This is a genomic window from Sedimenticola selenatireducens DSM 17993, from assembly GCF_000428045.1.
Classification (GTDB): Bacteria; Pseudomonadota; Gammaproteobacteria; order Chromatiales; family Chromatiaceae; genus Sedimenticola; species Sedimenticola selenatireducens.
The window spans coordinates 48037-67696 of sequence record NZ_ATZE01000001.1 but is presented as its reverse complement, the minus strand read 5'-3'; the positions used below and the strand labels follow the sequence as shown (position 1 = coordinate 67696).

19 protein-coding genes are annotated in these 19660 nt (G+C 52.8%); 5 read left to right on the top strand and 14 right to left on the bottom strand.

Annotation, left to right across the window (positions count from 1 at the left end; genetic code table 11):
* Positions 1–13: 13 nt before the first annotated feature.
* Positions 14–1267: a serine hydroxymethyltransferase gene (gene glyA, locus A3GO_RS0100345; protein WP_029131711.1), complete on the bottom strand. Its 1254-nt coding sequence runs from the start codon at positions 1265–1267 to the stop codon at positions 14–16.
* Between the two features lie 181 nt (positions 1268–1448).
* On the opposite strand from glyA, the gene A3GO_RS0100340 reads away from it, so the two are divergent.
* Both A3GO_RS0100340 and A3GO_RS0100335 read left to right on the top strand, forming a co-directional pair.
* Complete coding sequence (locus A3GO_RS0100340) at positions 1449–2342, top strand: hypothetical protein (RefSeq protein WP_029131710.1); 894 nt, start codon at positions 1449–1451, stop codon at positions 2340–2342.
* A 131-nt stretch (positions 2343–2473) separates the two neighbouring features.
* A complete protein-coding gene (locus tag A3GO_RS0100335; protein WP_051301673.1) occupies positions 2474–3265 on the top strand; it encodes a type IV pili methyl-accepting chemotaxis transducer N-terminal domain-containing protein in 792 nt (263 codons plus the stop codon).
* Positions 3266–3420: 155 nt separating this feature from the next.
* Here A3GO_RS0100335 and A3GO_RS0100330 read toward each other — a convergent pair whose 3' ends face one another.
* The 7 genes from A3GO_RS0100330 to A3GO_RS0100300 form a co-directional block, all read right to left on the bottom strand.
* Positions 3421–3918, bottom strand: a complete 498-nt coding sequence (locus tag A3GO_RS0100330; protein ID WP_029131708.1) for a nitrous oxide reductase accessory protein NosL — start codon at positions 3916–3918, stop codon at positions 3421–3423.
* Positions 3919–3994: 76 nt separating this feature from the next.
* A complete protein-coding gene (locus A3GO_RS0100325; protein ID WP_245621625.1) occupies positions 3995–4681 on the bottom strand; it encodes a nitrous oxide reductase accessory protein NosL in 687 nt (228 codons plus the stop codon).
* 87 nt (positions 4682–4768) lie between these two features.
* Complete coding sequence (locus A3GO_RS26320; protein ID WP_211245073.1) at positions 4769–5170, bottom strand: TlpA family protein disulfide reductase; 402 nt, start codon at positions 5168–5170, stop codon at positions 4769–4771.
* 92 nt (positions 5171–5262) lie between these two features.
* Positions 5263–6270: a hypothetical protein gene (locus tag A3GO_RS26315; RefSeq protein WP_029131706.1), complete on the bottom strand. Its 1008-nt coding sequence runs from the start codon at positions 6268–6270 to the stop codon at positions 5263–5265.
* 2 nt (positions 6271–6272) lie between these two features.
* A complete protein-coding gene (locus A3GO_RS0100310; protein WP_029131705.1) occupies positions 6273–6950 on the bottom strand; it encodes an ABC transporter ATP-binding protein in 678 nt (225 codons plus the stop codon).
* A gap of 6 nt (positions 6951–6956) precedes the next feature.
* Positions 6957–8087: an ABC transporter permease gene (locus tag A3GO_RS0100305; RefSeq protein ID WP_037374351.1), complete on the bottom strand. Its 1131-nt coding sequence runs from the start codon at positions 8085–8087 to the stop codon at positions 6957–6959.
* Positions 8087–8377 (bottom strand): hypothetical protein, encoded by a 291-nt coding sequence (locus A3GO_RS0100300; protein ID WP_037374350.1) that lies wholly within the window; start codon positions 8375–8377, stop codon positions 8087–8089. The genes A3GO_RS0100305 and A3GO_RS0100300 overlap by 1 nt, the downstream gene beginning before the upstream one ends.
* A 229-nt stretch (positions 8378–8606) precedes the next feature.
* On the opposite strand from A3GO_RS0100300, the gene cobO reads away from it, so the two are divergent.
* Positions 8607–9143: a cob(I)yrinic acid a,c-diamide adenosyltransferase gene (gene cobO / locus A3GO_RS0100295; RefSeq protein WP_029131702.1), complete on the top strand. Its 537-nt coding sequence runs from the start codon at positions 8607–8609 to the stop codon at positions 9141–9143.
* A gap of 16 nt (positions 9144–9159) precedes the next feature.
* Here cobO and A3GO_RS0100290 read toward each other — a convergent pair whose 3' ends face one another.
* The 3 genes from A3GO_RS0100290 to A3GO_RS0100280 all read right to left on the bottom strand — a co-directional run bounded on the left by A3GO_RS0100290 (position 9160) and on the right by A3GO_RS0100280 (position 13968).
* Positions 9160–10254 (bottom strand): HD domain-containing phosphohydrolase, encoded by a 1095-nt coding sequence (locus tag A3GO_RS0100290; protein ID WP_029131701.1) that lies wholly within the window; start codon positions 10252–10254, stop codon positions 9160–9162.
* A gap of 35 nt (positions 10255–10289) precedes the next feature.
* Positions 10290–13235: a PAS domain S-box protein gene (locus A3GO_RS0100285; RefSeq protein ID WP_029131700.1), complete on the bottom strand. Its 2946-nt coding sequence runs from the start codon at positions 13233–13235 to the stop codon at positions 10290–10292.
* Positions 13236–13521: 286 nt separating this feature from the next.
* Complete coding sequence (locus tag A3GO_RS0100280) at positions 13522–13968, bottom strand: PaaI family thioesterase (RefSeq protein WP_245621624.1); 447 nt, start codon at positions 13966–13968, stop codon at positions 13522–13524.
* A 578-nt stretch (positions 13969–14546) separates the two neighbouring features.
* On the opposite strand from A3GO_RS0100280, the gene A3GO_RS0100275 reads away from it, so the two are divergent.
* Positions 14547–15272 carry a response regulator gene (locus A3GO_RS0100275; protein WP_029131698.1) on the top strand — a complete coding sequence of 242 codons (726 nt, stop codon included), beginning with the start codon at positions 14547–14549 and terminating at the stop codon, positions 15270–15272.
* Positions 15269–16597 (top strand): ATP-binding protein, encoded by a 1329-nt coding sequence (locus tag A3GO_RS0100270; RefSeq protein WP_029131697.1) that lies wholly within the window; start codon positions 15269–15271, stop codon positions 16595–16597. The genes A3GO_RS0100275 and A3GO_RS0100270 overlap by 4 nt, the downstream gene beginning before the upstream one ends.
* A 172-nt stretch (positions 16598–16769) precedes the next feature.
* Here A3GO_RS0100270 and A3GO_RS0100265 read toward each other — a convergent pair whose 3' ends face one another.
* The 3 genes from A3GO_RS0100265 to A3GO_RS0100255 all read right to left on the bottom strand — a co-directional run bounded on the left by A3GO_RS0100265 (position 16770) and on the right by A3GO_RS0100255 (position 19650).
* A complete protein-coding gene (locus A3GO_RS0100265) occupies positions 16770–17279 on the bottom strand; it encodes a cytochrome c (protein ID WP_029131696.1) in 510 nt (169 codons plus the stop codon).
* A gap of 61 nt (positions 17280–17340) precedes the next feature.
* Positions 17341–17955 (bottom strand): Tll0287-like domain-containing protein, encoded by a 615-nt coding sequence (locus A3GO_RS21815; protein WP_051301671.1) that lies wholly within the window; start codon positions 17953–17955, stop codon positions 17341–17343.
* An 87-nt stretch (positions 17956–18042) separates the two neighbouring features.
* Positions 18043–19650 carry a c-type cytochrome gene (locus A3GO_RS0100255; RefSeq protein WP_029131695.1) on the bottom strand — a complete coding sequence of 536 codons (1608 nt, stop codon included), beginning with the start codon at positions 19648–19650 and terminating at the stop codon, positions 18043–18045.
* Positions 19651–19660: the final 10 nt, after the last annotated feature.

Here is a 19660-nt window from a genome sequence, read left to right as displayed (position 1 = left end):
CCCGATAATATGCTTACTTGTAAACCGGATGACGCTTGCAGAGATCCAGTACCTGGACCTTGACCCGATCAATGGCTGTCTGATCACCCCGGGAATCAATCACGTCGCACATCCAGCCCGCCAGTTCCTTCGCCTCGGCTTCCCCGACACCACGGGTGGTCAGGGCGGGGGTGCCAACCCGGATACCACTGGTGATAAAGGGCGACTGGGGATCATTCGGCACCGCATTCATATTGACGGTGATGTTGGCCGCACCCAGCCAGGCATCCACATCCTTGCCGGTAAGACCCGCCTGAATGAAGCTGACCAGGAACAGATGATCATTGGTGCCACCGGAGACCACGTCGTAGCCACGCTCTATGAACACGCTGGCCATGGCCTGGGCATTGGTCATCACCTGCTGCTGATAGGTCTTGAACCCGGGCTCCATCGCCTCCTTGAAGGCCACCGCCTTGGCGGCAATCACATGCATCAGCGGTCCGCCCTGGGTGCCCGGGAAGACCAGCGAGTTGAGTTTCTTTTCCAGCTCCGGGTTGGCCTTGGCCAGGATCAGCCCGCCGCGCGGACCGCGCAGGGTCTTGTGGGTGGTGGTGGTGGTGACATCGGCGATCCGCACCGGGCTCGGGTAGAGGCCGGCGGCGATCAGTCCGGCCACGTGGGCCATGTCGACAAAAAAGTAGGCGCCCACTTCATCGGCGATGGCGCGGAAGCGCTGCCAGTCGATTACCCGTGAGTAGGCCGAGAAACCGGCCACGATCATCTTCGGCTTGTGTTCACCGGCCAGACGTTCCACCTCAGCATAGTCGATCTCACCGGTGGCGGGATCGAGGCCGTACTGGACGGCGTTGTAGAGCTTGCCGGAGAAGTTGGGCTTGGCACCGTGGGTCAGATGACCACCGTGGGCCAGACTCATGCCCAGCACGGTGTCGCCCGGCTGACAGAGGGCCATGTAGACCGCCGCATTGGCCTGGGAGCCGGAATGCGGCTGGACATTGGCATAGTCCGCGCCGAACAGCGCCTTGGCGCGGTCGATGGCGAGCTGCTCGGCGATATCAACATACTCACAGCCACCGTAGTAGCGCTTGCCGGGATAGCCTTCGGCATACTTGTTGGTCAGCACGCTGCCCTGAGCCTGCATCACCCGCGGGCTGGTGTAGTTTTCCGAAGCAATCAGCTCAATATGCTCCTCCTGCCGGACCTCCTCCGACTGGATCGCCTCCCAGAGCTCATCATCATAACCACCGATCTGCATATCTTTACTGAACATGACAGCCATCTCCGCCGGGAAAAATAGGGTATTTTAACACCTTGCGGTCATAGCGTCGCCATCCAGTTGATATAATCCCGGATGACGCGGAAAATCGCTTTGCTCCAAAAAAACTGCTCATGGATAGGGGTTTTCGGACGCTAAGGAGATGACGGTTCACGAAATAGGGAGAAAATCGCTAATGCGCATCCTTGTTGCCTTTGCCTGCATGACCCTGCTGTTCGCCTCCACTCCGGGGTTCACCGCGAACTCCGATAACGAACAGCTGCAAGCCCTGGTCGACCAGCTCCGGGAGCTGACCGACAAGGCCCGCCAGCAGCGGGCGGCCGATCGCTGGCTACTGAATGATCTGGAAGATCTCATCAGCCGCCATGACTGGCCCTGGCGCAACGAACTACTGATGGAAGATTTTTCCGATGGCAATTATGACCAGAACCCCAGCTGGAATGTCGTCTCCGGACAATTCTGGGTAGATGGCCGGCTGGGGCTGCGCTCCCGCAGTGAAGCAGCTCAAGAGGAACCGGCCCAACCGGCTCCCCAGGAAAAGAAACAGGACCTGGGAAAGGCGTTGCTGGGCGCCCTGCTGCAAGAGGCCCTGCGCGGCAAGGAGAATGATCAACCCGGCGAAGAGGTGGTGGAGAAACGTAACGAGCCAGCCGAGATTCAACTGCCGTTGCAGATTCCCACTGTATTCGCGTTACAACTGGAGATCTCTGCGCATAATCCGCCCCGAGAGACCGGGCAGATTGAGTTCGGGCTGTATCAGGGAAGCCAGGGCGACACCGGCTACCGGTTGATCCTGATGCTGGGCGAGCGCTCGACCCTGGAGCTGGTAAGCCGAATCAACGGCAGGACCCGGGTGATCGAAAGCATGGAGATGGATAACATCGGTGACGGCCAGACCCACGCCATTGAGTGGCGTCGCGACCCCAATGGACAGATTGAGGTGTTGCTGGATGAGAAAGAGTTGATTCAGGTACGCGATCACTCTTTCCGCTACCCGTTCAAGCAACTGGCGATCCGCAATCAGGCGGGGGATTTTGCTGTCGGGAGCATTACCCTGCACGGCAACTGACCGGCCATCCAAACGAAAACATATTGTGCAGAATGGCCAATTACCGGGACGCAGCGAACGGCCGTCCCTTGATTCTGTTCAAGCGCGCAGGTTATAACTTTAATTCATAAGTAAAATCGGGAGTCAGCGTCATGATCAAAAAAAGCGTACAGGCCGTTGTGTACGGACTGATTATCCTGCTGTGCCAGCTACCGGCCGCCCAAGCCGCCTCGGACATTACCCTCGCCGAGGCCATCAACAAGGCGGGACGCCAACGCATGCTGAGCCAGCGCATCGTCAAATCCTACCTGCAGATGGGGCAGGACGTGCGCTATCGGGTGGCCAAAAAACATCTTGGCGAATCCATCGACCTGTTCGAACTGCAACTTAAGCAGCTGAAAGATTTTACCACCAATCCCGAGGCCACCCGCGGGCTTGCGCTGGTGGAAAAACTCTGGATTCCGGTCAAGCAGATCGCCACCGGTCCGGTGCAAAGGGAAAAGGCAGAGGAACTGAGGGCCAACGCGGAACGCTTGCTGGCAGCGGCCCATCAGGTGGTACTGATTCTGGCCGATGAGTCTGGAACCAACCAGGGTCATCTGGTGAACATTGCCGGACGCCAGCGCATGCTCAGCCAGCGCATGGGCAATCTCTATATGCTGATGAGCTGGAAATTTGCTGATGAACTCTATCGGCAGGACTACAAGGCCGCCACCAGTGAGTTCGATACGGCACTGCAGGAGCTGATCAACGCCAATGAAAACACCCCGGAGATCAGCGCCATCCTCAGTCAGGTGAAGCAGAACTGGGACCTGTACAACCTGAGCAACCGCATGGGCGAGGATGAGTTCGTACCGGGACTGGTGGCGCGCATGCTGGACAAGATACTGGGACAGATGAACGAAGTGACCGGCCTCTACGCCGCCCTGCCCCAGGCCAAATAGGCGCCTCGACGCCGCTACGCGTAGACCGGACACCACCCCTGGCGCCATCTGGCGCGATATGACAATTTTCTGAGGTGGAAATAAATCGCCCCCCAAACCGAAGGAGCGGCTGAAGCCGCTCCTTCGGTGATTAAGATTTCACCCCTGACCACCCCCTACTCGAACACGCCCTGGTCGAGCTTCTCCAGCAGTTCTGTTGTCACTTCATCCTGGCGCAGAATCCGCACCCCCTGGTGATCCCGCATGAACTCCTCGGCGTCCTCAAGGGTCTCCAGCGGTATCAGCTCATGGCCCATCGGACCCAGTACATCCGAGCCGATCACAAACCAGGCTTCCCGGGCATCGATGCGGGTCAATGTGTAGTACTCGGTGACAGCAATCGTCTGAATATCCTCGTGACGGTGTCCAGGCGCCCAGCGAGGCAGATCCCGCAAGTATTTATACAGATCCTTGGCGCCGTCAAAATGGTGCAAATGTCCATCCTGGTAGCGTACGGTAGCCACCCAGGCCGGATACTTGGCGACGAACATGCCGCATACCGGACAGGTATCATCCACATTGGGAGCCGGGGTATCGACCGGACCCGCGGCAGCGTCCAAAACCAACCCAAACATCAGCAGCAGTACCATGCTGCATTTCAATATCAGATTCACTGGCTACTCTTCCTCTTGGCAATTCATTTCAAGGCGGTGGATTACCGTGGCCAAAATCCACCGCCAAAGTGCACTATCAGCCACCGCTTTTTTTCATTTTCATCATCTGCATCTTTTTCACCATCTCGGCACGTCGTTTGCGGATCATCATCGTATCCTGCGCCATGCCGAGATAAGCCGCCTTCAACCCTTCATCGAATGAAGCCAGCTCACCCCCCTGCTCCGCCTGGGCCGCCTTCGCCGTCTCTGCTGAGGCAAAAGCCATCTTGCTGTTGGCAGTCATGGTCCCCTTGAGCTTGGAACCGATCAGGTAGGTGGCCTCATCCACTTTGACCAGCGGCTTGACCTTTCCGGCGGCACCGAAGTCCGCGGCATAAATCGCCTTGGGACCGCGATCAAGATTGAGCGAAAGGCTGATAGCCAGGCAGTGAATGGAACAGGTGCCATCCACCAGATCATCATCATACTGAACCAGATGGCGGCTGTGATTCCACTGGGTTCGGTTCATCCCGCAGTAGGGACAGGCAGGATATTTCTCCAGCTCATTCTCCAGCGGGTTACCGTCCGGTGCAGTTTTCGGAATGAACTGCAGTGGCGTCCCATCCCCCTGACACTGCTCGCCAGAGGATTTCACCCAACCTTTGCCGGGTACCATGGCACCAACACCGGGTCCGGCAACAACCGGACCCGCCAGACTGCCGAGTCCGGCCACGGCCAGAAGTTTCAACATGCCCCGCCGATCAATTTTTTTCTCTTCACACATCACGTCTCTCCCTATCAATTACTAACTCTGCGGTGTTGTTTCACAACGCCGGGCCCAAACCGCAGGTCGGCCCGGCCTTCAAATCGTCTACAGCAGCCGCTTGATAATCTGCTCCAATTGGTCCGGGGATGCACCACCCAGTATCCGCGTATACAGCCTGCCCTGACGATCCAGCAGATATACCAGCGGCAGCGCAGACACGCCGTAACGCCGGGCCATCTCGCCACTGCTATCGAGCAAGACCGGGTAGCTGATATCCAGACCTGCCAGATAGGATCGGACAGTTTCACGAGGCTGTTGAAGATTAATGGCAAGCACCTCTAGCCCCTGGTCACGGTAACGCCGGTAGAGCAGTTCCGATCCCAACAATTCATCCCGGCAGAGCGCACACCAATCAGCCCAGAAATGGATCAGCACCATGCGACCCCGAAGGGCGCTTGGAAACTGCAGCCGACCTCCCTCAAATCGTTCCAGTTCAACAGCAGGCACCGATTTACCGAGCACTAGTGACCGGTCCGATGATTCACAACCGGCCAACAGCAGAACCGTTAGCAGCGGAAGAAGCCATGACCATCGCCGATTCACCACCACACCCCCTGCATAACCAGAGTGGAGTTGTAGACAAATCCGCTGGCCGAAAGATAGAAAATGACAAACATCATCAGCGATCGACGCACCAGCCTTGTCCCGCTGGTCGACACGGCCTCGCTCAGGCTGGATATCCGCTGCCAGGGTGACACGACAGCCACACCCAGCGCCCAGGCGGTAGCGGCAAACAGGGGAATGTAGAGCAGGTAGCCGGCAAATCCATGGCCGGACTTGAGAATACAGAACGGGCAGTGATGCTCGGGGTGGGCGTAAATGTAAGGTGAAATCACCGAAACTATCGCAACCAGCGCAATCAAAAAGGCCACCATGGCGAACAGGCCGAACAGCAGACCACCTCGCCGCGTGCGGTGATAAAACAGGCCGGCCAGCAGAACCAGTGCACCCGAAAGGTACAGGCTCCACATCGCCCACCGTGGAGAGACTGCTGCCACCTCACCCGCCACGCCACGGTCGTTGGCCGAGAACAGCGAGCCGCAGCAGGAGGTGATGACATCCGGTTGCAACTCTAGAAAGTAACGCAGCTGCAACCAGGTCTCAGTGGCAACCAGGGGAACCAGCAACAGCAACAGCCCGTATTTGAATCGGATCAATGGGTAGTCATAGCCCCGATTGTCCAGTGCATTCAACGTCAGCCAGGTCGCCCCGCTGAAGAAAACGGCCACCTTCAGAAACAGTGTTGGCCAACCCCAGGCATTGACATTCAGTACCCCGGTGGCGCACATGGCACCAACGAACTGACCCGACATGGATTCGGCGTTATAGACATAGAGCAACAGGGAAACCAGCTCGGCGGCAAATGCCCAGGCCAGCAGGGTGGAGATCAGATAGGTGCGCCGCTCCAGCCGCAGCTGTCGTTCACTGCCACTCGCCATGTCCCAGAATCGCAGCAGGTGAATGGCAAAACCGGCGGCAACCAGCAGCATCAGCAACACCACGAAGGAGACCAGGATCAGCGCCATGATGGCGGGATTAAGCAACATGCTCAGCCCTCCACCACCTGACCGTCACACAACTCAATCACCCGGTCCACCACTGGCGACTCAAACACCACCGGATCATGGCTGGTGATCAACACCGTCTTGCCAATCTCGCGCAACTGCCGGATCTGTCCCATAAAGGCATGGGAGAGCCGGGTATCCAGATTGGCGGTCGGTTCATCGGCAATCAGGATCTGCGGATCATTGATCAGCGCCCGGCAGATAGCGACCCGTTGCGCCTCGCCACCGGACAGCCACTGCACCGGACTCTGTGCCTTGTGCTGCAGGCCAAACCGCTCCAGCAGCGCATTCGCTGACTTCTTCAATTGCTTGAAATCCGGCGCCAGGGGATAGGCGGGCAGCAGTACATTTTCCAGCACGGTCAATCCACTGATCAGATTGAACTGCTGGAATATAAAGCCGAAGGTGTGGCGCCGGATATCGGTCAGAAAGCGTTCCGGCAGGCTGGAGAGCATACGCTCTCCCAGATGGATACGGCCCGAGGTGGGACGTGACAGGCAGCCGATCATTGACAGCAAGGTGCTTTTACCCGATCCGCTGGCCCCCTTGAGGCAGGTCACCTGGTTCGGCTCAATAGTCAGGGTGACGCCACGGATCGCCGGATAGGCATTGGGCCTACCCTGGTTGAAAACTTTATGTACGTCCTGAAGTGAAATTCGCATGAGCGGCTACCTCATCACCGCATCGGGATCTGTCACCGAGGCCTGCCAGATCGGGATAATGGTCGCCACCACATAGGGGAACACGGTAAAGAAAAACAGCGTGGCGATCTGCAGGCCATCGACCACCGGTGCCAGCCGGAAGGCCGGATAGAGTACCGCCCAACCTTTCAGCACCGGCTCAAACAGGCTGGCCGAAGCGTAGAACACATGCAGGTAGGCCAGCAGATAGCCAGTGAAGAATGCCGTCACTGAGAGAATGGCACCTTCCCAGAATTTCATCTGCAACACGTCACCGGTCTCCCAGCCGATTGCCTTGAGAATGCCGATCTCCCGTTTCTCTTCCGCGCTCAGACCGGATGCCTTGTCCCAGGCAAAGATCACAAATGCCATGATGGCACCCGCCAGCAGGACGAACAGAATCCCCTGCCGCCAGGAGAAGATGGCGTCATAGGTGCGCAGAATCTCCTGCTTCAGAATCGGCCGGGTATCCGGCAGGCGCTGGGTGAGCTTCTCAGCGATCTTCGACAACTCCCTGGGATTGCTTACCGACAGCACAATGTCGGTATAGCCGCCCCCGGTCACACCCTGGCTAACCCGGAAGGCCCGCTCGGACATCAGCACCAGATCAGCGCTGAACAGCTCCGTATCACTATCCAGCAGTTCTCTGATCATGAAGCTGTAAGCGATCCCGTCGTGTGAACGGAAAGTGAGATAATCCCCCGGGCCGACACCCCGGGCGCGTGCGATGGCACTGCCGACAATCACCTCGGTATCCGCCAGTTCCCGCTCATCGGCCACCATCAGGGTGTAGTTGGCCTTCACCGTCGCATCGTAGAAATAGCCCCACAGCCTCCCCTTGCGCCCGGTCACACCGCGCAGGCGACCGATCTTCTCCAGGTAATCGGCGGGTATCAGGGCGTGCCGGCCCGCCTCGGTGCGCTGCAATATAATTTCCGGTGAGGCCTGTAATACATTGCCCACTTCCCGCTTCAGCGCGTGGGTGAACAGCATCACCGAGGCCAACATGAAGACAACCAGGGTGTAGACCAGCAGCAGCCCAAAATTCTTCCCCTTGCGGCGCAGCAGGGATGAGAGAATGAAATCGATCAGATAACGCTGACGGCGAATCCATTCCATCAGGGTTGACTCCTCTGGGGTGGCACCAGCAGCGAGCCGCTGGGGAAATGCTCCAGCGCCATCGGGTGATCCTGGAAGGCGGAGTGCAGGTCAGCCTGGGAAAGATGCCGTGTATAACGGGCTTCGGTAAACAGGGCGGGATCGGTCAGTCCCAGTTCGGCGACCATCCGCCGGGTGCGGTCGATTCGTTCAGCGCCTTCCGGTGGGGATCTTGTGGTATCGGCCAGCGACAACAGGAACAGACCCGACAACACCACATAGAGCAACAGGAGACGATCTGACTTACGCATAAGGGGGATATTCACTGGCCGTTTGAACACTTAACTGGGGCTAATCTACTGGCTGAAACGTTCCCCGGACATTGATAACTATCAACAGAATTCAATAACTATCAATCTGATAAATAGAGCGTTTTTAATCATGTGTTATGCCACATACCCGTCGGCAGCATGGGTCATATCACCTGTTTTCCGCCGCCTGTGGCATACTGCCGGATCGGTCAAAACAGGATAAGCAGAGATGAAACAGAGAGAGAAGCGCCAGGGCATTACCCTGGTCCATACCGGTGACGGCAAGGGTAAATCATCCAGTGCCTTCGGCGTGGCCTTTCGCGCGGCAGGGTCGGGATTCAGAGTGCTGGTCATCCAGTACATCAAGGGCAAGTGGAAAACCGGCGAGGCCTGCGCCGCGGAAAAATTCGACAACATCGAATGGCACAGCCTGGGAGACGGTTTTACCTGGGATACCAAGAATCCGGAGCAGGACCGCAAGACCAGCCGGGCGATCTGGGAGTTCAGCCAGCAGAAAATCCTATCCCGGGAGTATGACCTGGTGGTACTGGATGAGATCAACTACTGCTGCGGCTACGGCTGGATCAGTGGCGCGGAGATTGCCACCTTTATCCGGGAACAGAAACCGGCCTGGATGCACCTGATACTGACCGGTCGAAACGCGCCGCCGGAGGTTATCGACGCCGCCGACACCGTGACCGAGATGAAGATGGTGAAACACGCCTACAGCCAGGGTATCAAGGCCCAGCAGGGGGTGGAGTTCTAGCCGGCGGGAAGAGAGATCAGCTCCCGGACTGTTGATCCGGGAAAGCCGCCATCACTTCATGAATCATGGGCAGGATCTGCAGGAAATTGAACACCAGCTCGGGATCAAATGCCGTACCGGAGTTTTCGTTCAGGTAATCGACCGCCTCCTGGACCGACCAGGCCTTCTTATAGGGCCGGTCCGAGGTCAGGGCATCGAACACATCGCACACCGCCACAATGCGTCCTTCAATGGGTATCTCCTCGCCCTTCAGGCCGTTGGGATACCCCTTGCCATCCCAGCGTTCATGATGAGTCAGCACCACCGAGCGGGCCATCCGCATAATGTCGGAACTTGCCTCACCAAGGATTTCGGCGCCGATCAGGGTATGCCGCTGCATGATCTCCCACTCATCCGGCTCAAATTTGCCGGGCTTGAGCAGGACATGGTCCGGGATGCCGATCTTGCCAATATCATGCATGGTAGCCGCCGACCAGATATCCTTTACAAACGTCTTGTCCTTGCCAAGCGCATCGGCCAGCAAGCGGGCATAACTGGCCATACGGATCACGTGCATGCCAGTTTCGTTATCCCGATATTCACCGGCGCGGCCAAGACACTGGATGATGTTATGGCGACTGCTCTGCAACTCGTCGTTCTTCTGCTGCAGCTCCCGGGTGCGTTCATCCACAATCGACTGCAACAGCAGATTATGCTGCTGCTTCTCTTTGTAGAGCTGCCGGACTTCCAGAATATTATGAATGCGTAACTGTATCTCCGTCCGGTCAAAAGGCTTGGTAACAAAATCCTTGGCCCCCAGTTCCAGGGCGCGCGTGCGAGTCTCGATATCATTCTGCGCGGTCAGCACCAGAATGGGCAGATAATCCATCGAACGTGAATACCGGAGTTGTTCCATCACCTGAAACCCGTCCAGATGGGGCATCCGGATATCAAGCAGAATCAGATCGTAAGTATGCTGTGTACAGAGGTCGTTAACTTCACGTGAATCGGTTACACCTTTCAGATTGGTATAGCCATTCGCCTCAAGCATCATGATGAGCAGATCGACATTATCTGCCGTGTCATCGACTATCAGTATACTGGACTCAAGGATCCGCTCCTCAATACTCATGCCATTCTCCATGATATATCTGCCAAATCATGTTATTAACCAGGTGCAACGCTTTCATCCCGACTGACGCCCGCCTGCGCCACGCCATTCACCAGGGGCAGCTCAAACCAGAACACACTGCCCCGGTCCGGCTGACTCTCCACACCCACGCTGCCGCCCATCTCTTCAACCAACTTGCGGGTAATGGAGAGACCAATACCACTGCCCTCGATACCCCCTCCACCCGCATTCAGGCGCCGATAGAGGGTAAAAATCTCGTTCATCCGCTCCGGCGGTATACCCACTCCTGTATCCGCAACGAATACGCGCAGCATCCCCGCCGCCGTGGTCCAGCAACCGATACCGAGTTGCCGCCTCCCGGCATTGTACTTCACTCCGTTAGTGAGCAGATTGATCAACACCTGCTTCAGACGCATCCGGTCCGCCCTGATCCGGTATTCATCACTTTGTCGGGTACTGAAGCGGATCACTTCTATCTGATGCTGCTCGATCAGCGGCGTGATCAGGTCGAGGCATTCGCTGATCATCTCGTTGACCGGCAGGTCTTCAATATTGAAGTCAATCTTTCCCGCCTCAATCCGGGACAGGTCGAGGATTTCGTTAATCAGATCCAGCAGATGCCTGCCGGCCTTGATGATATGACCGACGCACTTCTCCTGCCTGGCAGTCAGCGGATCCCTGGGATCCGCCTCCAGCATCTGGGCAAACCCGATCACTGAGTTCATGGGTGTGCGCAGTTCGTGGCTCATATTGGAGAAGAAGATGGATTTGGCCCGGTTGGCCCGGTCAGCCAGCTGTGTCGCATGCTCCAGTGCCAGGGTGGTCTGCTTCAGCTCATCATAGTCATAGACCCAAAAGAGCACCTGCTCCACACCATGAATCCGGATCGACTTCCAGCCCAGCAAGGCCCAGAAGCGGCTGCCGTCTGCACGCCGCAGTTCTATCTCCCGTTCGGGAACTTCACCGGCAGACTGCAAGGCCTGCAAATACTCTTCCCGCTGTGACAGATCCACCCAAAAATCGGTTACATTGCGTGACATCAATTTCTTATGGGTGAGTCTGAATATCTCCGCCACCTTGGTATTGCAAAAGTAGAGCTTGCCATCGGCTTTGCTGGAGATACCGACGCCAATCGGCGCCGATTCGAGAATGGTGCGAAGTTGCTGTTCACTGCGTCGCAGATCCTCCTGCATCTTCTTTCGCTCGGAGATATCGTGATACCAGAACAGCACATGCGCTTCATCACGGTACTGGATGGACTCCCATCCCAGCAGCGCCCAGAAGAGGTAGCCATCGGCCTTGCGCAGTTGAATCTCCTGCTCAGGCACATAACCCAGTTGATTGAAGGTATTATAAAACTCGAGGCGTTGCCGGTCGTTGGCCCAGGCCAATATAGTGGATTTGCCGATAAAATCCGTTCTGTCCAGATAACCGAACAACTCCGCCCCGCGGCTGTTGCAGTATTCAACAATGCCGGTCTCTTTATTGGCGATTCCGACACCGACCGGCATCGATTCCAGTATGGTATTGAGCATCTGCTCGCTTTCAGACAGTCGTTTTTCGGTCACCACCCGATCTGAAATGTCGTAGATCCAGTTAAAAACCACCGGTTCGTTATTGAAGGTTGTCAATTTGCAAGTCAACATGGTGGTCAGCCGCGATCCATCCTGACGCCTGAATTCCTCTTGCTCGTCCCTGACCACTTCACCCTTCACCAGTCGGTGGATATAGCGTGACCGGGATTCAGGCTTGACAAAAAACTCTGGCGAACACCTGCCGATCAGTTCACTCCTTTCAGCGCCATACATCGCAGAAACCGCTTGATTGGCATAAATGATCCGGCCGTCTTGTTGATGGGTAATGACAAAACCAAAAGGGGAGACATCCAGCACGTCGGTCAACTGCAGTCGCATCCCTTTCAGCTCATCCTCAAGCGACTGTTTTTCACGGGAGAATATCGACAGCAGCTCAATGTTCAACAACCAGTAAAAGACCATCAGGATAATAATGGCCAGGATCACCACCACGCCTACCGTGGTGCTGGTCATCTGCATGATATTCCGTAGCGATTGGTCAACCTGGCTGGTCTGATTCTGGTTATAGGTGCGCACGGATTTTTTGAGTATATCCAATGCGTCAAGCGGTGGATTTTCATCGACGTAGGCCGCCACATCCATGGCATGGATTGACTGTCCCTGGCGGATCATTTCGGCGACTTTCTCCAGGGTTTTTGTGTAGTCATCCATGCTCCTGAGCAGAATACCGATGGCCATCGTCTCCTGCTCGCCCAGTTCAAACGCCGCAATTCGATCAAGTATTACACGGGCTTCCGCCAGCTTTGTCTGCGCGGACTTCCGGTATTGCTCTTGCCGGGTGAGCAGGTAGTATTTGAAAAAATGGATCATCCCACCGTAGCCAAGCACCCGGCGAAGATCATTCACCTGCCCGCTATAACCCATGGTGACATCGACAACCCCGGCCTCACCCATGGCCTGCCGGTATAGCAGTTTCATGCCATCGATCGCCGCCCGGTCATCGACATATAACCGGTTATCATCGGCCATTGCCAACGTTCCTTGCTGCAACAGCGTATCGGCCAATCTCAGATTGTCCCGATATCTGTCCAGCACACCACGAATACTGATAATCGCGCGCTGTTCGGCACGGCTGCCAGGCTCCGCCCCATACTCCTGCAGTTGGGTCTCGATACTGCCGATAGACTCACGAATCTCATTGATGTGGAGCCTGCCACCCCGGATGATCAGGTCGGAATAGCGGTGTATCAGGCCGCCAAACCCCATGTCGGCATGCAGTTTGTCGACAATATGCAGCTTGTAGTTGCTGCTCTCTGAAAGGGCCTCCCACTTTTCATGAATACTGGCTACATTGTGGCGGATGCTGTTGGTGACCCATAGCACCAGGACAGCAGATACCATCAGCAGACCAACCAGCAACCAGGCGATCAGGTTGGTCTGTTTCACGCCAACTTTGCTCAACCTGTTCAAGCTATACCTCTTCTGCAAAACCCGCTCCACCCTGTTTTCCAAGTGCCGGAACCCGTAAAACCCTGCCTGCTGATGTAACCGTTGAGATATAAAACCAATATAGACCGGGCAAACCAGTGGTTACCCGGCTTCCGGGTGCCCCCCGGAATAGTTGCATGACATTCGCAGCTAAAATTGTTCTGAATATTATTTTCGGGTTCGTAGGGAGCCCTGAATGGATAGCGACAGAAAGGAAAAAACCTTTACAAGAATGTGCCTTTCATCAGTCGACCCCGTAGCCAGCCGCGTCCTTCAGGCGCGGTCGCCCCTTGACGAAGATGCCACTGCCCCGGGCCAGCTCCCTGCCTCGACCATCATAGACGACGGATTCCGCAATGAATTGGCTCCGCGTACGGCTGACCACCCTGCCCTCCGAGCGCATAACACCGGATGAGACCGGTCGAATCAAATAGGTCGTAAAAGAGGCTGTCAACATAAATAACTCCGGCTCCAGCGAACTGACGGCAAAATATGCCGCGTCATCCAGCATCTTGAAGTAGACCGAACCGTGTACCGCACCCGCAGCATGGTGAAAATCCTCCCGTAGCTCAATGCCGATCCTCGCCTCCCCTTCTGTAATAACGATTTCCGGCAGATAGAGCTGATTAATCGGCGCCGACAGGTACATGCGCTGCAGGGATTGATAGTGTTGTGTCATATGGGTGGTCATGCTAGTTCTCCGGTTGTACATGACCATCCGGGGATAGCAGACAGCGGACGGCCATAAAGAATTCTATCAGACCAGAGCTGGGGACATCCGATCTGACAAATCATTTCAACGGTTCGCCACGGTTGGATAATTTATTCATCACGGGTAACAATAATGATCACTGTCTCAAACTTGCGCACCATCTCATTAAGGCTTTGGATCACTCCTGGTGCACGCTCAACGTCCAGAGGCGCGGTTGTCCACCATACAAATGCCTTTATCATTCATCAAAACGTTAACCAATATCGGCTCAATATGACCAGGCGAATCACCAAGTCATACCTTTTCGTGAATACTCCAGCGGCTTCCACCAATGGACGTAGTGGTTACTATATTTTCGTTGTTATCTGTCAATATATTCTGCCTCCTTTTTTTCTCTGTTGATATCAATTACCACACCACAGTGCGGTTGAGCATTTAGCACTACCTCTTACAATTATTGATAATAATTGTCATATATGGTATGAGACAGCTGTTGTATTTTACTCAATAATTAGGTCAGACAACTATCACGTTTAATAAAGCCTTAGATCACCCTAATGAACAAAAATAAAATACGTGTGCTGGCGGTTGATGATGATTCCAGGCTACGTAAGCTACTACAGAGCTATCTAGAAGAAGAAGGTTTTTATTCGTTATCAGCGAAAGACGGAGGTGAGATGAAAGAGATACTCTCATCACAGTCAGTCGACCTGGTAATTCTAGATGTTATGTTGCCCGGAGATGACGGTTTGAGTTTGGCGCGAAAATTACGCACTCAATATTCCATACCCATTATCATGTTATCAGCCAAAGGCAAGGATATTGACCGAATAATAGGGCTGGAAGTCGGAGCCGATGACTATATCTCAAAACCGTTCAACCCAAGAGAGCTGATTGCGCGTATACGGGCTGTTCTTAGACGCACTGAAGACAATAAAGATAAAAACAACCACTCACCTACAAATACACATAATTATCGTTTCGGACCATTTTTACTTGACTCGGTAATGCACACGCTCTACCGAAACGATCAACAAGTGCAATTAACCACTGCAGACTACAAACTTCTAAGTATTTTTCTCAAGCATAGTAATAAAGTCCTTAACCGTGATCATTTATTGGACCTACTAAAAGGTTATGAGCACGTACCTTTCGATCGCAGTATTGATCAACGCATCTTCAGATTACGTCAAAAAATCGAAGAAAACCCTGCGGACCCGCAATACATTCGTACAATATGGGGTGAGGGATATATTCTATCAGTTCCAGTTGAATTCGAATGAATTATAGTGATACCCGCCTAAAGAAGTCACTGTTTGGAGCAACTGCCACCACTATTGCAGGTGTACTGTTAATTTTCGAGATACTTACCTTCGTATCCATCGCCTACTTCCTGATGGTTCCGATTGCGCATAGATCAGCCAATGACCTGGCTTCTTTCATGATTGTATCGGCCCACACTTGGACCACCATTGATCCTGATAAACGCCCTACATTTGAATATAATCTCGAGCATCACTCTGGAGTGCGGATACAGAAACCTATTAGCCATATCCCTTCTACACGTATCGTTTTTCCATATATTGTTTTACTGAGAGATTCGTTAGCTGCCCAGGCACAAAGTTCGGTTACCACTTCTACAAATATAATAGGAGGTGAACGCTGGTATTGGCTCGATACAATCATGGATGGCAAAAAAATTCGCTTTGGTGTCGCTGAACACAGGCTTGGAATCAGCATGTCAATTACATTGACTCTTATTATTGTTTTTGTAATAGCTGCCACCCTGTTTTCTACATTCATTCTTGTCAGAAGAGTTACGCAACCACTATCCAAACTCGCCCGAGTCACATCCCAACTTGAAAACGGTAATTTACCACCAGAACTACCCGAAAATGGCGTAGCAGAACTCGCCAGCTTGGCGAAATCGTTCAATAAGATGGCGCGTAACGTATCGTCTTTATTGGCAAATCGCACAACCCTTTTAACCGGTATTGCTCATGACTTGCGAACACCATTGACGAGAATTCGTCTCGCTTTAGGATTATTCGCTATTAACAAAGACCCAACACCACTTATTCGGGAAATTGAACTCGATATTGCACATATGACATGCCTTATCGATGAATCACTGGCTTTTGGTGCAGGCATCGAGGGAAAGGAAAAAGAAACAGTTGATATAAACGAGGTCATTCGCGATTTAGTAGTTGGATGTACGCATCAAGAAAACACTATCTCTCTAACCATAGAGAATCCGATTGTAATACACGTCAATGTACTTGCACTGCGACGTATAATTATTAACTTGCTAAGTAACGCCTTGAAATACGGTAACCGCCAGCCAATTAATGTGGCGTGCATGCGCAGCTCTAATCTAATCACAATTCGTATACGCGACCGTGGTATAGGAATCCCACCCGATGAACAGGATCGTGTCTTTGAACCATTTTATCGAATAGACAAATCACGCACACTTGACTCAGGCGGCAGCGGCCTTGGATTGGCGATTGCCAAACAACTTGCCGACTCCAATGAATGGAATATTCGTCTTGACGAAACTCCGGGGGGCGGCTTGACGGCGACCCTTATTATCCCCGTAAAGAACTAAGTTGGAATGACGGAATAATTGCGCGGCTAGTCCTGGCCATAATTTGAACCCTTTCAGGAAGTCAAACAGGCTGTATTTATAGTAATTCTATAAATACAGCCTGTCCTATGGAAGAGGAACAGCTTGGGGGGAACAGGTGGGTTATAAATTATCAGCAGTAATTAAGCATCGATTAGTGCACATGCCCAGACGATGCTGCACCGGAAAAACTTGGGAATTTGTCAGTGACATACTCACTATGGCATGTCTGACAACTTTCTATAAGCTTTGCAAAATAAAACCGCTGTAGATCGTAATCCTTACTAACCGCCGCATCAGCGAGTTTTCCTGAAAGCTCATGGAACTTCCCATCCATTTCAAGAAACCGCTTCGGAGCCACCGCCATAAGATCTGCTTTATCTTTTTCCGTCAACTGTTGTTTTAAAATAAAACTGTCATTGATTTGAGTAGCCATATTTTCAACAATCGAGTGATCACCGACGACGATTCCGTTCATTATATGGGTGACTGCCTGCTTTATTGATAACATCTCGTCAGTCAACAATTCATTTAGTTTCGGTGTCAATTTTTTTGATATTGGCTCCGCCCCATATAGTATACCTGTACCAAGAGACAGCGAAATACCAAGCATAATCAGTGTTCCAAACATTATTTGCTTGTATTTATTCGTATTTCTGAGCATTGATTATTCTCCTATATACATTTGCCACAATGAGTCTGACGCTAGCTAACCGGCCTTCCTTTTATTCCAACTTGATTTTTATTGACAACGCCCCACGCAAGTCTCCTATTTTGTAGTCACGCGCCTTATCATGCGGATAAAGACTATCTATTTTGTCACCCACTTCACCCATCGTAGCCTTGTCACCATGGCAAGTCAGACAGACCGGCTCCACCCGTATTCCTTTCATAAAGCGCGCATAAGTAGCGCCGTTTTCTTCTACAACCTCATACTTAACGAGTGAAGTTGTATCGGGTTGTTCAGCGATTTTCGCATTGAATTGATCAAGCATTTTTGATTCATATTCATCCGGCATTGCCAAGGGATTTCTGGCGCGATTGGTTATGCGCCGAACTGACCATCCGGTATTCCTGGTAATTTCCCCACCTATCCGTGCCCCCTCAACACCACAAACATCAAGCGCACCAATTGGTCCATCTGCCGACATCTTCTTCTGAAGCAGCGCCTTCAGTGATCCGACATAGTGTTTTGCACTAGCCTTCACTTCCGCTATATCGGGCGCCTCGACAGACACCGTATCACTATCCGCACTGGTAATGGTTGAATATGCACAGACCGTCAATAACATTACGACAGTCAGTTTTCGCCTCCCGTTACACCATAAACTAATCGTCATCACTTTATTTATCTCCCATCAATCTGCAGTTTCCTGCATGAGCACTCCGAAGCCTCATCATGAGGCTTCGGAGTGAATAACTGATTGTTAATCGTATGAAACCGGATAGTTTCTCGTGATATGCCAGTCCATCATACCGGATGCCATATAGGACACCTTGTATCCGCTATCCGCGAGGGTTTTGGCCGGCATAAGCCCTTGTGAACCGAACATATCGATCACAATAATTTCCTTGTCACGGGGAATCGAATCGATTTTCTGATCAAATTCGGCAGGCCTAATGTGGTTACTGCCAGGGATATGACCCATTATTCGATACGCAATATCACTCTGTATATCAAGGAAGTATTTATCCCCATCCTTCTTACCCCATAACTGATAGACATCACTCGTATCGTAGAAATTCACACCGGCGGCGCGAGCCTCCGTCTCACCACGGCGTATTTTGTTATCTTTTTCAAATGTCCGCAGATACTGTACGACAGCCCATATTTGATCACTGCTCAGCTTGTCATCAAATGTCGGCATCACTATTGGTGAACCTGGCTTTTGCGGTGGGCCAAAGCGCACAATCTCATAGTGTTCATGATCACTGTGCAGCGACAGATATGATTTCATACTGATTGGCGGGAACCGACCTTGCCCATCTACTCCGTGACATGCTGCACAGACACCCTCAAATAATTTACGCCCGTCATCAGGATCTTTTCCACTTAACTTCTTAAGCGAACTCGCGATAAAGAACTCCCCCTTTTCCTCGGGCGGAATCGTGTTCGGAGGTGCAATCTGCTCATGAAAATCATTGACTGTATATTCAATTAATGCAAACTTCGGATTTCTCTTTTCATCAACTTTAAATAACTTTACGTGGTTGGTAAGATATTCATTCATATCTGTACGAGTTAGATCCATTGCTCGTATTGCAGCAACCTGCTCAGGTTTTAATACACGCCAAATCCTGTCCATATAGACAGTTTCGACGTCCATCTTATCGGTGCTAAGTTGCTTGTTGATGTTGGGGTTCGGGTCATACAGGCGCCTTAGCGGTCTAAAATAGAGCGCCAACCGGAATACTTGGCTCATATCAAATGACTGCCTGTCTCTTTCAAGAAGCAGCGCAGTACCAAGAGTCAGGTTTTCCACTGGCGACAAAGCTTCTCCAGGCAATACCGGCTTGTAGGTAAATGCAGGCGCTGCAGACTTATCATCACCCTTCAACATTGCAACAACTTTTTCAGCTGCCACCAGGTCCGGGTTCATTGCCGATGGTCCACCAGGCGGAATTGACATTCCACTACTCATCATGAATCCCATCAGGTCGCCACGGCTGTAGGCTTCCCCCTTGATCTCATCTACTAACTTCTGGCCTAGCAGAGCTTCTATATCCCTGCGCGATTTGTTAAGCGTTGCATCAGAAGCTTTACTGTCAATATCGCGCGCCAAGCTGCTCCACTTCCGTGATAGCGCAAGCTTGTCACCAATTGCGTCTTCATTTTTCTTGATTTTCTTCATCACACCCAACGCAAGTTGCGTGTGAGGGCTTAGCGCATCCTTGTAGTTGGTATTCCATTCGCTATCCACAACAGTTGGTGAGAAACTGGGTGCTGCACACCCCGCTACTGACGCGATGAATACCGCACTAATAAGTGTAGTTAGTGCTCGTTTGTGCAAACCCTTAGACTTTTCTCTTTTCATTTTTTTCACT